Origin of the sequence: Cyanobacterium sp. uoEpiScrs1 (assembly GCF_947331815.1) — a bacterium.
GTDB lineage: Bacteria > Cyanobacteriota > Cyanobacteriia > Cyanobacteriales > Microcystaceae > Rippkaea.
Genome location: NZ_OX373462.1, coordinates 1,222,882 through 1,237,572, shown reverse-complemented (window position 1 = coordinate 1,237,572; position 14,691 = coordinate 1,222,882). Strand labels below are relative to the sequence as shown.

At 34.9% G+C, this 14,691-nt stretch carries 7 protein-coding genes; 3 read left to right on the top strand and 4 right to left on the bottom strand.

Going from position 1 to position 14,691, the window contains the following annotated elements; translation table 11 throughout:
• Positions 1-74: 74 nt before the first annotated feature.
• Positions 75-1,256: a cysteine desulfurase family protein gene (locus tag OXU93_RS04350; RefSeq protein ID WP_267384713.1), complete on the bottom strand. Its 1,182-nt coding sequence runs from the start codon at positions 1,254-1,256 to the stop codon at positions 75-77.
• A 651-nt stretch (positions 1,257-1,907) separates the two neighbouring features.
• Between OXU93_RS04350 and OXU93_RS04345 the strand changes: the two genes are divergently transcribed.
• Entirely contained in the window at positions 1,908-2,348 is a 441-nt protein-coding gene (locus OXU93_RS04345; protein WP_267384711.1) for a SufE family protein, read from the top strand.
• A gap of 289 nt (positions 2,349-2,637) precedes the next feature.
• Positions 2,638-4,725, top strand: coding sequence for a glycogen debranching protein GlgX (gene glgX / locus OXU93_RS04340; RefSeq protein ID WP_267384710.1), 2,088 nt, complete (start codon positions 2,638-2,640; stop codon positions 4,723-4,725).
• Positions 4,726-5,488: 763 nt separating this feature from the next.
• Here glgX and OXU93_RS04335 read toward each other — a convergent pair.
• On the bottom strand, positions 5,489-8,005 hold the full coding sequence (locus tag OXU93_RS04335; protein ID WP_267384709.1) for a DNA gyrase/topoisomerase IV subunit A: 2,517 nt from the start codon (positions 8,003-8,005) through the stop codon (positions 5,489-5,491).
• 915 nt (positions 8,006-8,920) lie between these two features.
• On the opposite strand from OXU93_RS04335, the gene OXU93_RS04330 reads away from it, so the two are divergent.
• On the top strand, positions 8,921-10,069 hold the full coding sequence (locus tag OXU93_RS04330) for a SpoIID/LytB domain-containing protein (RefSeq protein ID WP_267384708.1): 1,149 nt from the start codon (positions 8,921-8,923) through the stop codon (positions 10,067-10,069).
• Positions 10,070-10,894: 825 nt separating this feature from the next.
• Here OXU93_RS04330 and OXU93_RS04325 read toward each other — a convergent pair.
• Positions 10,895-12,277 carry a ferredoxin:protochlorophyllide reductase (ATP-dependent) subunit N gene (locus tag OXU93_RS04325; protein ID WP_267384707.1) on the bottom strand — a complete coding sequence of 461 codons (1,383 nt, stop codon included), beginning with the start codon at positions 12,275-12,277 and terminating at the stop codon, positions 10,895-10,897.
• Between the two features lie 277 nt (positions 12,278-12,554).
• Positions 12,555-13,376, bottom strand: a complete 822-nt coding sequence (bchL, locus tag OXU93_RS04320; protein ID WP_267384706.1) for a ferredoxin:protochlorophyllide reductase (ATP-dependent) iron-sulfur ATP-binding protein — start codon at positions 13,374-13,376, stop codon at positions 12,555-12,557.
• Positions 13,377-14,691 lie beyond the last annotated feature (1,315 nt).

Genomic DNA, 14,691 nt, shown 5'->3' with positions numbered 1-14,691 from the left:
CATAGAAACATTGCAAATCTCCTTGTTTCTTTTTTAAGAAAAGCCTAACATTCTCAGGCATTAATTCTATCGAATTAATGTTTGACAAAAACCAATGGTTGCAGTAGTCGATTAAGGATCTGTTTCAGAACCATAGCAGTCCATTCAATATCTTCCAAAATAACTTCCCGTCCTAAGGTGAGTCGAATCCCCCCCAGTCCTTCTGTCTTAGAATAACCCATAGCCAATAAAATTGGGCTCGGATTCAATTTCCCGCTATGACAAGCTGATCCTGCACTAATGCCAATTCCAGCTAAATTAAGCTGACGAACAATAGTTTTCCCTGTTATTCGCTTTTGGTTATCATTACTCGATGGATTAGTTAGAACAAAACTAACATGATGGGGTAGACGATATAATCTGTCACCTGTAGGAGTTAGATAGGGACAGTCGGTCATAAGTTCGAAAAGACGGTCACGTAGCATCGTTAAACGAGGGATTTCCCAATCCATTTCCGAGGCAGCTAGTTCAGCAGCAACTCCTAACCCAGCAATAGCTGGGACGGCTTGAGTTCCTGAGCGTAGTCCCCTTTCTTGTCCTCCACCTCCCAACAAGGGAGAAATTTCTACCCCTGAACGCACATATAGGGCTCCTGCCCCTTGAATTCCATAAATTTTATGACCTGAGAGAGATAATAGATCTATCCCCAAGTGCTGTACATCTATGGGTAATCTACCGGCCACTTGTACTGCATCGGTGTGAAAAAGTACCCCATGAGAACGAGCAATTTTGGCTAATTCCCTAATTGGTTGTATCGTTCCAACTTCACTTTGTCCATATATAGTAGAAATAAGCACTGTATTTGGTCGAATCGATTCTTTGAGATCCAATGGATTTACTCGTCCTTGATAGTCAACGGGTAATATTGTTACTTGCCATCCTCTTTGATTCAAAAGTTCAGCAGTTTCTGAGATTGCAGAATGTTCAACTGATGAAATAATCAAATGTTGGGGAATTAAATATTGTTTGGCTATTCCCCACAAGGCTAAATTATTCGCTTCTGTCCCTCCTGATGTAAAAATGATGGAGTTAACATTAGGAGCATTGATTAAACTCGCCACTTGATATCTAGCAGTTTCAAGTATGGTAGCTGTCCGTTGTCCCCAGGTATGCAAACTTGAAGGATTTCCCCATTGACATCTTAGTATTTCCCCGACTTTAGCCATCACTTCCAGGCGAGGGGGTGTAGTTGCACTGTAGTCAAGATAAATTTGCATTATATTCACTAGTGGAAACAGTCAGGAACTTAACAAAAAGCAAATTCGAAGATTAAAGAAAATTAAACAACTGAAGTCATTAAAAAAAATTAAATATAAAAAGGCTCAAATATATTATACTCTTCATCGGAAATGAGTGCGTCTGGAACGAGTAAAATTCTCTGTCCATGACAAATTAAACGATATTATCACGTCATAGTTATGCTAGTGGTAAAGTTGATTATACCTAAGTCTCTTGTAATCAAAGTTAGGATATTTGTTTATTAACTAACTATTTAAAAACTTTACGGGCTTGTAAGATTAATATTTCTAGGTATAGTTCTCAACCCAATGAGTTCCTATCACCGATATCTTCCCATGTGGCTTGCGCTTGAATTCATCAGTGAAGTTGTTGAATATATCATGTCGCCATACATGACATATCTTTTCGTTTCTCGACGTAACGATTATTTGTCTATAGAGTCTTTTACAATCTATTTTGCTAAGATAAAACACCTTAAAAACCTTAGTTTCCTAGTATTTTTCCTATCTCAGAAGAAGTTTGGAAATTGTTTCCTCTAATTGGTCGATTATTATAAGTTCTCAGGAGTAGGTAGCATAGTTATAGTTAGATTTAACGTAAATAATGTTTACCACTTAAAAACTAGAATTATGTCATCATTTCCAATCTCGTTACCTCCCAATCTTGATGCAATTGTCCAGAAGTTTAAAAAGCGTTCTGACCCTAAAAAACGCTATGAACAATTACTATGGTATGCTAAAAGGCTAGAATCAATGTCAGAAAAAAATAAAACCCCTGAAAATAAAGTTCAAGGCTGTGTTTCTCAAGTTTACATTGCCGCTTATCTGGAAGATGGAAAAGTTTGGTATAGGGGAGATTCTGATGCTCAATTAGTCAAAGGGTTAGTTTCCTTTCTAATTGAGGGGTTGAATGGCTTAGCACCTACTGAAATTTTACAAATTTCTCCTGATTTTATTGAAGAGACAGGGTTAAAGGTTAGCCTTACCCCCTCTCGTGCTAATGGCTTTTACAATATATTTCAACTAATGAAAAAGAAAGCGCTAGAATTACAAAGAGAAACATCAGTATAGAGTGACTCCCCTAGTTATTTCTAGGGGAAAATTAGTGAAATATTGTGTTTGTGGTAGATTTAGCGTGAACTGTGTAATTAGCAATTATCTAGGTTCAATTTATATTCTAAAATTCGCATTTTTGATAAAAAATAGCGTTTTCTATTATTTAGCAATTTGTATCAATAATATACAAACTATTCTGACTTATTGATCTAAAAAGATACTAAATAAAAAAGTGATTGCTTGCGAACCCAAGATAGACTTCCAAAAGGAACTTAATATAAAAGTCTAAAATGTTAATTGCACCATGACCCTTAGTACCCAACCTGGCAAAAGTTATCCTCTTGGTGCTACTGTCTATCCAGAAGGTGTTAACTTCTGTCTCTTTTCCAAACACGCTACAGTTGTTGAACTGCTTCTCTTTAAAGAATCTAAAGCTCCTCGTCCCTCCCATATCCTGGTTTTAAAACGAGAAATAAACCGTACACATTACTATTGGCATATTTTCATACCTGGGTTGACAGCTGGACAAGTATACGCCTATCGGGTTCATGGTCCATTTGAGCCGGAAAGTGGTCATCGATTTGATGCGAATAAGGTCCTTTTAGATCCCTATGCTAGGGCTATTGTCGGGTCTTCTATCTATAAGAGGAATGCTGCTCTCCAACCCGGAGACAACTGTGCCCAAGCATTACGCAATGTTGTTATTGACAACAGTAGTTATGACTGGGAAGGCGATCACCCCTTACGCATTCCCTACTCACAAAGTATCATCTATGAAATGCATGTGGGAGGATTCACCCGTAATCCTAATTCTGGTTTAGAATCTGATAAACAGGGCACCTATGCTGGATTAATTCAAAAAATACCCTATCTCAAGAGTCTAGGCATTACAGCGGTTGAATTGTTACCAATTCACTATTTTGATCTCGAAGATGCTAGACCTGGACTAACAAATTACTGGGGTTATAGTACTATTAACTTTTTTACTCCTCACAGTATCTATAGTTCTGACAAGAGTTCTCTAGGACCTCTTAACGAATTTCGAGATATGGTTAAGGCGTTACATAAAGCAGGAATTGAAGTAATTTTAGACGTAGTCTTCAACCATACTGCAGAAGGGGATGAAAGAGGACCCACCCTTTGTTTTAGAGGCATAGATAATGCAACTTATTATATTCTGGAAGCCGAAGACTTAGCCCATTACAAAAATTATAGCGGTTGTGGCAATACTTTTAGGGGTAATCATCCCATTGTTGCCCGTTTAATTTTAGACTCTCTGCGTTACTGGGTATCGGAAATGCATATTGATGGATTTCGCTTTGATTTGGCTTCAATTTTGACTAGAGATGCTATTGGAAATCCTATTAAAGATCGCCAAGCATTAGACTTACTATGGGTGATTGAATCTGATCCTATTTTAGCGGGAACTAAACTTATTGCTGAAGCTTGGGATGCTGCCGGACTCTATGATGTAGGTCGGTTTGTAGAGTTAGCGGACTGGTTTGCTGAGTGGAATGGACCATTTCGAGATGACGTTCGACGCTTTGTAAAAGGGGATTTAGGAATGGTTCCCTATCTAGCAGCAAGGGTTTTAGGCAGTCCTGATATTTACCACCGCGTGGATATGGATACCAACCGTAGTATTAACTTTGTTACATGTCACGATGGCTTTAGTCTTAATGACTTGGTTTCCTATAATGAAAAGCATAATGAAGCTAATGGAGAAAATAGCTGCGATGGATGCAATGATAACTTCAGTTGGAATTGTGGAGTGGAAGGAAAAACTGATAATCCTAAAATTAATTCCTTACGCTTACAACAGATTAAAAATTTTCTAACTATTCTGTTCATTTCCCAAGGAACCCCAATGATTTTAATGGGAGATGAGGTAGGTCGAACTAGCAAAGGAAATAATAATGTTTATTGCCAGAATAATGAACTAAGCTGGTTTGATTGGGATGACGTGGATCGACAATTTGATTTATGGTGCTTTTTCAGAAAATTAACTCACTTCACCCAGGGGCTACAATTATTCCGTCAAAAACAACGGTTAGAAGTCACCTATATGGATTTTTCTTATCCTCAAATTAGTTGGCATGGAACTGAATTAAGGCATCCTGACTGGTCCTACCATTCACGTTGTTTGGCTTTTAGTATGCGTCATCCTGAGGCAGATGAACATTTATACGTAATGCTGAATGCTTACTGGAAATCTTTAGAATTTGAATTGCCCGTTTTGGATCATGAAGGTTGTTGGCATCGTATCATTGACACAGCTTTACCTTTATCCAAGAGTTGCTGTAAATTAGATACAGCTTATCCTGTTAAAAATCATAAGTATCGTGTTCGAGGGCGCTCCTCTGTAGTTTTGATGGTTAAACCTACACCTTGAGAAGGGTTAACTGTCAAAGGCTAAAGTTACAACTGCTATCCACATCAAAAGTTTTTACGCGGCTCTCGCGGGCAGTTGGAGAAAGTAAATACCCAATATTTATTCTAGTCGTAAAGTTACTTGTGAAAATAGTTATTGGTAGAAAAATTTACTTCGCCAAGTAATTATATTAGTTACTTAATTTATAAAATTAGTATCTAAAAGGTAAAAAATAATCTCAAGTGTTAAAAATAAATGCATGATACATTGCTTAACCTAAAAGTAGTATTAATGCAAATTGGAACAGAAGTTTAGCGTCTCACTTGTTAAATATTAGGATGAAGGTAATATCACATAATAACAACTGTAAAATATAAACCTACAAAAAACTAGCGGTATTGTTTATCTACATTAATGATTAAAGCTAATTATATGATTTTTATCCAGAGAAATAGCTCTAAAATCCTTAAAAATATAAAAATAACAATGGGATAGAAAATTTTAAAAAAGGAGATTGTTTTTTAAACAAAGATATTATCGTTTAGACATTGAGATAAATTTGGGCTGCTTCCCTTTCTCTCTTTAAGCTTCAATTTACTTTCAGATTTATGAACTCTTTTAACATGTCAGTACAAATTGTATAGTCAGCTAGTTAGATTAAGTTACATTACTACAGACAACAATCTCCTTTCATAATAAGGTCTCCGCATAACTTGTCCTATCCTAAAAAAGATAAAACCCTTCTTCTATCACATTGAGTGCAGACAGCGTGCTTAGGACTCATTCAGCTTAATACGGTAATAATTGTTTCCTCTGATTGAAGTTTTACCAATTTATCCCCTGCGCCATCTTTACCACAAAATGGAATTGAATTAATCGGCAGGACTAAAGAACGGTTGCGATCTGTCAGTAAGGTAATTTCCCCTTCGTCTTTAGCCAGTATTATCCCTCCTAAACAATCTGTTCTACTCTTAAACTGTAAACATTGATGACCAATATCCCCTAATCTTCCTGTTCTAATGTCTTTTAAAGATAAGCGTTTGCCATAACCGAGACTGGAAATCACAAAAACATCTTCTCCTGGATTCAGGGTAACACAACCGGCTAAAGTTTCTCCATAACGGTATTTTAATGCCTGATTTCCCTGGGCATTTCGTCCCATTACGCCAATCATTTCGTCAGTAACTAAAAGCCGCAATATACGTCCTCCTGACGTAGCAATCACTACCTCTTGCCCTTCTTTAGTAGGACAGGCATAGTCAAGACGATCACCTTCTTTAAGTTTTACCAACACTAATCCTCGATTAGTTAAACTTGTTAATTGAGACATAGCAATGCGTTTAATACGTCCAAATTTAGTTAATAACAACAAATCTTGGCCTTCTAGCTGCTGCGGTAGGAACCCCGAATAAATGACCCGGCTTACATCTCGTTGTGTTCCTTTCGCTAAAAGACTTAACAGAGAAATTGGTTGAATCTTAACGGAAGGAATATCCTCTACAGTGACAGGATAAGCTTTACTAGTATCAGTAATCACTATTAACTCATTTTTTTGTCCAATAGTTGCAGAATAGACAAGGTGATTGAGTCCTTTAGTACCGGGTAATCGCCAAGCTGCTTCACTATTATATGTAACCTCTAAGATTGCATTTTTAGGAGGTTTCTCAAAAGAGAAGGCGGCTAATGATTGGGATAAATCTGAAGATTTTAATTTTTTTTCTGAATTATTCTTTTGTTTAGAGAGAGATGATTTAAGTTCAGAATTACTTTTCGTTGATTTTGTTTTTACATCTTTGGTAGGAGTGATTATTTTAGTGCGACGAGAATCGCCGAAATTGCGTTTTAGTGATCGCAAATCTTTCTTGAGTGTTTTTAATAGTTCATGACGATCATTTAATAGTGTTTCTAATTCATTAATACGAGCTTGTAATTCGTAGTATTCGGCTTGTAACTTTTGTTGTTCTAAACCTGTTAAACGGCGCATTGGCATGGACAAAATAGCATTAGCTTGAGCGTCACTAATTTCTAATTCCTTTTTAAATCTAAATTTAGCGGTAGTTCCATCAGCAGCATTCCGTAGAATGTCAATAACTTGATCAAGATTATTGAGAGCTATTAATAATCCCTCCAGCAAATGAACATGATTTTGTGTTTCCTTCAACTCATGTCCGTATTGTCGTTTTAGGGTTTGCTCTCGAAATTTTAAGAATTCTTCTAATAACTGACGCAAGGAAAGCTGACAAGGTTTATTATCCACTAAAGCTAATGAAATCATCCCAAAATTACTTTGCAGAGCAGTTTTTTTGTAAAGATCTTTCAATACTGTATTGTAGTTAGCATCTCGCTTTAGTTCAATAACAACCCGCATTCCCGTGCGATCGCTCTCATCCCTAATATCGGCAATGCCCTCTAAACTTCCTTGGTTAACCAGATCTGCCATTTTTTCGATCCAACTAGACTTATTGACTTGATAAGGCAATTCGGTGACGATAATGGCAGTACGTTCCTTACGTCGTCGCCGTCCTACATTTAGAGTTTCAATACGGGCTACTCCTCGAACAGGAATCATACCTCGTCCTGTTGCGTAGGCTTCCTTAATGCCATTTGTATCGATAATCTGCCCTCCAGTGGGAAAGTCAGGTCCAGGAATAATTTTCCATAACTTCTCATTAGATAGATTAGGGTTATCAATCAGAGCAATCAACCCATCAACTAATTCTCCTAAATTATGGGGGGGAATACTTGTCGCCATTCCTACAGCAATTCCGGTGCATCCATTGAGGAGTAAAATGGGAAGTTGAGCGGGTAAAACAACCGGTTCTTGTTGAGAATTGTCGAAATTATTGGTAAAATCGACAATTGAATTACTGATATCGTTTAACATCCCGCGATCAGCAATGGTAGATAGCCGTGTTTCTGTATAACGCATTGCAGCAGGAGGATCATTATCCACCGAACCAAAGTTTCCGTGACCTGATAGAAGAGGATAACGACTCGAAAAATCTTGTACCATCCGCACCAGAGTGTCATATACTGCCTGATCACCATGGGGATGATATTTCCCTAACACATCTCCAACTACCCTAGCGCATTTACGAAAAGGGCGATCATGAGTTAACCCCAATTCATACATTGCATATAAAATGCGTCGGTGAACAGGTTTAAGTCCATCACGAACATCAGGTAAAGCACGCCCAACAATGACGCTCATGGCATATTCAAGATAAGAGCGTTGCATTTCTGTATGCAATGCGGTTGGGATAATTTTACCCGTCCCTAATACATTTAGCTGTCTTGTCATTGAAGTTTCTTGATAAGAATATTCTGTCGGTTTACAATAAGAGACCTTAAATCAAACTTAACCTGATCACTAAGCAACTTTTGGATAAATTGTATCGGATGTGAGCTAACCATGAGCAATTTACCTTAATTTTTAAGATAAAACCTAAAAACTTAGTTTCGTAGGATCTGTTTAAATTAGCGTGTGGGGGTTAATGTCTAATCAGATATCAAATAGAGATCAAATAGAGATCATTTCTGTTTCTTAAAGCAGCTCTATAGTATCTTTAATATTACCCAAATCACTAAAAATCAGTAATCTATCTTTTTATTATCTAAATCATAATGCTGTTGAAGTCTATGATAGATATTTTGATCATAGAGATTGGTTTTATTAACTATATACACGTCTTATCCAATTATCATCAAACATGGTAAGTTTAATATTGATTGCGGTTACCTAGCCCCTTAAAGGTAATTCCTCTACTAGAGAGTAGCCTGTTTTTTTTTCGACGATATTAAAAGTTGCTTATGGTACACTCTACAGACGGGGAGTTCTCCTGCTGTGTTAGTTGGCAGTGAGGTAATCAATAAATTTAGAAAATTGATTTAGTCAGAAGCTTTTACCGTGAAATATCATTGTGGTGGAGTAAGTCTCAACTGATAGTATTTCAATTAAGTTGCCACTAAGCCTACCAAGCAATGGATTGATTTAAGAGTGGTAGTTCCTAATTTCGATATAATGCACGATTAGTCAGCTATGGAAATAGTGCGAAAATAATTAATATTAGTCTATCTAGAGAAGGACCTTCATATGGTTAAACTTATCTAGTCCATTCATTCAAGTTTTTTGGGGTTCATCTAGGCATTTCTCAAAGTACTCAAATTTTACGATAAGATTTTCATGTTTGTGAATGTATGTGAGGAGAATAAGCAAATGTCACAAAACCATGATTTAGCTTCTAGAGTCTGGACATTCCAACTATCACGGATTTTGTTGAGTCGCTGTGGCTGGTTAATAGGATTAACTTGGATGATTTTGAGTTTTCCAGTTCAAGGGGCTACTGAGTTAAGAGTTGTTATAAAAAAAGACGTTAATACTCTCAAGGTAGGAAGTTCTACTTCTGCTCTAGTCCGTGATGGGGTAGGCCGCAAATTAGGAGAATTGACTCGGTTAGAGGCTTTTGCTGTGAAACCTCGTCATGATGGGGTAAATCTCAATCAATGGAATTCCAATCAAATTGTTATTGAACCTACTGAAAATGGCTCTATTTGGATCGGCGATCGCTGGTATCGGGGCAAAGTAAGATTAATACGCAAGGGAAATGGCGTGATGGCAGTTAATTTAGTTGATTTAGAGGAGTATCTTTACAGTGTGGTAGGGGCTGAAGCTTATCCAACCTGGCCCATGGAAGCTCTCAAGTCTCAGGCTGTAGTTGCCCGCACTTACGCTCTATACAAAAGTTCCAAGGCAAAGAGTCGTTACTACGATCTTGATACAACCACTAAAACCCAGGTTTATAAGGGGTTAGAAACAGAATTTGTTACAACCCATAAAGCTGTTAATGGGACAGCCGGTCAAGTATTGACCCACAAGGGTAAAGTCATTTTGGCCGCTTTCCATTCTTCATCTGGAGGTCATACTGAAAATGTTGAAGATGTCTGGAGTTCTCCTTTACCTTATTTGCGCGGCGTTGTGGACTATGATCAACTCGCTCCCGTTTTCCAATGGCGTAAATCTTTTAGTGCTAATCAAATGGGAAAACTTATCGGCGGTATAGGAGCAGTACAATCCTTGATTCCCCAGAGAACGACCCCTCACGGACGTATCATCACCTTGAAGGTAGTAGGAACTCGCGGTTCTAAAAACATTACTGATGATAATTTACGCAAAGCTCTTAATCTTAAGAGTACTTTATTTACCGTTTCTGCCAATGATGAAACATTTCAAATTCATGGCAGGGGCTATGGGCACGGTATTGGTCTGAGTCAATGGGGTAGTCATTACTTAGCAGAACAAGGTATCCCTTATGATCAAATTGTCAAACATTACTATCAAAATGCTCAGTTAACAACTTTAAATTAGGACTTGGTTAGTGTAGTGATGTCTATCAAGTGAGCAAGGTTTAATAGTGTAGTTCTATAGAGATAAGACCTTGACTCACTTTTTAGTCAATTAAACTAAGTTAATTAAACTATTAATTATCTATTCATATAATATCTAAATGTTAAAAATATTTAGATATTATACTTCTTGTTACTCGTTTTTTATATATTCCTAAATAATAAATATTTTCTGTTGATAAAATTTATTAAAAAAAATAATATTTTTATAAATTAAACTATAATCAAAAATATCTAATATCTTATTATTTAGATATAAACTAAAATTTAATACTTTATGATTTAATTATAATAATACTATCAATCTTAGTAATATATATACCGAATAATTAATCCTCAACGTGTAAAATAATTGCAGTCTTAATTATGTTAAAAAAATTCTAATAGAAAATCTAACCAGCTTTTTTGAGTTTCTGCTATAATAACTGATTTATGTATATTTCTAACTAGAAACTGATTTTAACTGTTTAGTATAATCTTTATAAATAAAATTTTAGCTATATAAAAACATTAAGCAATTTTAGCCCAGTTATAATAAACTTATCACAAATAAAATCTAAATATTTTGTCTAATAAAATCGCCATAAATCTATAAAATTTCTGGCATTGTACAATGCGGTCATTTTAATACTGTTAAAAACTATTAACCACTAATATATAAACTTTTTTCAAAAAAATTATATATTATTAAAATAATATATAATTATCTCCTATCAATATAGTAAATTACTAACTATAAATTTTACCTGTTGAGAGTACATTATCTACCCCGTAAATTAGATTGATATTAAAAGTTATTCTCTTCTTTAACCAATTTTTCCCAGCCTAATTTTTTTAGATTATTATTACGACGTAAAGGACGAGTAATTAATTCTAGAATATCCCGTGCATTAATAAATCCATGGATTTGAGTAAAAGTAAATTCGACAGACCATTTAGTATTAATTCCTCTTGCCTCTAAGGGGTTAGCGTATGCCATTCCCGTAATAACTAAATCAGGTCTTAGCTCATAGATACGTTTTATCTGATTATAATTGTCAGGTTTTTCAACAATTTTAGGAACAGGAACTCCCATTTTTTGACAAGTTTTTTCAAGGAAATCTAACTCTGATTTTTGATATCGCTTATCCATATAAGGAATTCCAATTTCAGTACAAGTCATCCCACAACGAATTAGAAAGCGTGCCAAAGAAATCTCTAACAAATTATCCCCCATAAAGAAGACAGACTTACCACGAATTAACTTAAGATAGTTATCTAAACTATTCCAAATTTTTGTCTCATGTTCTTCTAATCCTTTAGTTTTAATATTGAACACTGAACAAATTTTATCGATCCAAGCGCGAGTTCCATCAGGTCCAATAGGAAATGGCGCACTAATCAAGTTACACTTACGGCGACGTATTAAAGTTGTTGCAGTTCGTGATAAAAATGGACTAACCCCATTAATATAATATCCTTCATCAATTATTGGTAACTTTCTATAATGTTTAGATGGCAACCAACCCGAAATCCTAACTCCTTGTTTCTTTAATTCTAGGGTTAAATTAGTAACAACTGACTCAGGAAGAGAACCAAATAAAACTAAGGAAGGATGCTCTATATATTCCAAATCATCTTGTGTTATATATTCTTTCTGTCGTTTAAAATTAAGCAGTTTAGGAATGGCATTGCGTTCCTTTTTTTCTTTCTTTTTAGGACACCTATGTGCCATTGCGGCTAAGATTGTGTCTTCTCCTTGAGTAAAAGCATAATCTAGTCCATTTGCACGAGCAGGTATAATTGGGATACCGATTTCTTCTTCTAACTTAGGTGCTAACCCTTCCAAATCCATTTGAATGATTTCGGTGGTACAGGTGCCGATCCAAACGATAACACTGGGATTACGATCATGTTTGATTTGCAAACACAATCTTTTTAGCTCTTCATAATCCTTTAATTGGGCGGAAATATCTCCCTCTTCCAACTCTGCCATTGCATAACGGGGTTCTGCAAATATCATTACCCCCATGGCATTTTGTAGAAAATAACCACAGGTTTTAGTCCCAATAACTAAGAAGAAGCTGTCCTCAATTTTTTGGTACAACCAAGCTACGCAACTTATGGGACAGAATGTGTGGTAATTCCCAGTTTCACAGTCAAATTGTAGGGTAGTAGATTCGTGGGTCATAGTGGTACTCTTACAATTCTTTTGGTTATATTTTATATCTAATTTATTCTAGTTTTTAAATTTCCAACATTGATTGTGTAAATAATTTTTTTACTATTTTTTGATTGAAATTAAAATCTACTTTTATAACTTAATATTTATTGTTTTCGTTACAAAATATATAAATATCGGTTCATAGTAATTTTATTCAACTTTATCCGATTAAAAGGAGGCTATAAACCTAAAGCATTATTAAATATACAACATACAACTTTTTTAGTTAATCATAAGAAAGGGCTTAAGAGTTAAGATATAAATCAGATAAAAGGGTGAATAATTCCCGGTCTTGAGCATTATTTGGAATTACTCCGTCTGGCATTGCTAACAATTGATCAGCAATGTTGAAATAGTAGTTACAAATATACTTAAGAGAGTGATTTTTGTCTGACATTTCAAACAGGGTTTTCCCTTTGATACGGGAAATCCGAATATCTTCAATTAAGGGTAGTATTTCCAATACAGGCATGGGCACTGCTTCAATGTATTTATCAATCAAATCACGCTTAGAAGTGCGGTTTCCAATTAACCCTGCTAAACGTAAGGGATAATTGTTTGCTTTTTCACGAACTGAAGCACTAATGCGGTTAGCAGCAAATAAAGCATCAAAGCCATTATCAGTCACAATTAGACAATAATTCGTATAATTCAAAGGTGTAGCAAATCCACCACAGACTACATCACCCAACACATCGAATACAATTACATCATACTCGTCAAACGCATTTAATTCTTTGAGTAGTTTAACAGTTTCTCCAACTACGTAACCACCACAACCTAATCCCGCTGGAGGTCCACCCGCTTCCACACAGTCGACTCCTGCATATCCTTTGTAGATGACATCTTCAGGCCAAATGTCTTCGTAGTGGAAGTCTTTTGCTTGTAGGGTATCAATAATGGTGGGGATAAGAAACCCGGTTAAAGTAAAAGTACTGTCATGCTTAGGATCACAACCGATTTGTAAGACTTTTTTTCCCCGTCTTGCTAATGCTGTAGAAATATTACAGCTTGTCGTGGATTTGCCGATGCCGCCTTTACCGTAAACTGCAAGTGTCAAAGTCAAAGCTCATTTTCTCCTTTAAGTATCTCTTGATGGTCATTTACCTATATTTACTCTAACTGGGGTAAACAGCAGTTTTCTTTTGTCAATCTAAGTGATTAAGTTATGGGCTAATCTGCTAATGACTTAAGAGATAAGTTCTAAATAACTTGAAATTTTAGAAAATATTTTTGGAAAAAGATAGTTGATCATAAATTGATATCGATGCAAAAATATCATTATAAATTCCGATTAGTTAAAATATAAAAAATCAAAAACTCCTACTTTGTTCATTTTAATATAAAAAAAAGCTACTAACACTAGATTAATGAAGATTTAAGCTTGACTATCAAAGTTTAACTTTTATTTTTAACAAATAATATTTTAGGTCTTAAGAGAATAAGTTTTTAAGGATAATTAACTATTTAAGCATTTTACAAAAAATATTTACAGTCTAAATAAATTAGCGGTGTACCTTAGAAAAAATGACTATTTATTGAGAGAATTGTAATATCTTGTGGGCTGATGTACCATCTTACCTTATATTAATATAATAATTATTATTTGGACTATTATGGCTTATGCATAAATCAACTCGTACAAAGATTGCTTCTGTTCCTTTTCTGTTTATAATATCGTCATTAATAACACTTATACTTTATGTATTGAGAGGAATAAATATTTTGAGCTTTTTGCCCGGATGGATAATACTAATATTGATAGCTATCTCAATTTTATTAGGTCTTTTGTACAGTGCGCAAAATACCCGACGCTAAAGAGAACAAGTCTATCAAAACTCTTATCTTTATTGTATTTATGAGCGATTCTATTTCTGATTCTGAATAATAAGATTCTTTGTATGAATAGCTTTAACCTCTCAGATTTTTTGCTAAAAAAACTGAATTATCTAGTCTTATCAATAAAATCTTAAGCAAAAACAAAGGGAACATATAAAATATTTTGAATATAGACAGTTGAAAATTAAATTAAATAACCTATCATGCTCAACAAATATCTAAAACAAAAAAATAGAATTAATTAGCATAATTATATAGGTTTAAAAACCATAGACAAAAAGTCAAACTATAACAAGTATAATAATTAATTGGTTTTCAAAAAAGTAGAGACTCTAAACAATAAAAAACTTTAGAAAAGTAACAAAAAAATACAAAGAATAAAGAAGGATACTTACTAAGTATCCTTCATGATGATCTAGTACATACAAGTGCTTAAATCAAAGAAAAACTAAAGTAATTTCAGGAAAAAGGAGAGATATGATTCTTTTGTGAACTTATAGTCCAGTATAGAATATAATAAATACAAATACTACTATATCGAC

Excerpts from the sequence above, each read along its gene's own strand:
- glgX (WP_267384710.1), top strand. The coding sequence starts at position 2,638 with ATGACCCTTAGTACCCAACCTGGCAAAAGTTATCCTCTTGGTGCTACT.
- OXU93_RS04350 (WP_267384713.1), bottom strand. The coding sequence starts at position 1,256 with ATGCAAATTTATCTTGACTACAGTGCAACTACACCCCCTCGCCTGGAA.
- OXU93_RS04345 (WP_267384711.1), top strand. The coding sequence starts at position 1,908 with ATGTCATCATTTCCAATCTCGTTACCTCCCAATCTTGATGCAATTGTC.
- OXU93_RS04325 (WP_267384707.1), bottom strand. The coding sequence starts at position 12,277 with ATGACCCACGAATCTACTACCCTACAATTTGACTGTGAAACTGGGAAT.
- OXU93_RS04335 (WP_267384709.1), bottom strand. The coding sequence starts at position 8,005 with ATGACAAGACAGCTAAATGTATTAGGGACGGGTAAAATTATCCCAACC.
- OXU93_RS04330 (WP_267384708.1), top strand. The coding sequence starts at position 8,921 with ATGTCACAAAACCATGATTTAGCTTCTAGAGTCTGGACATTCCAACTA.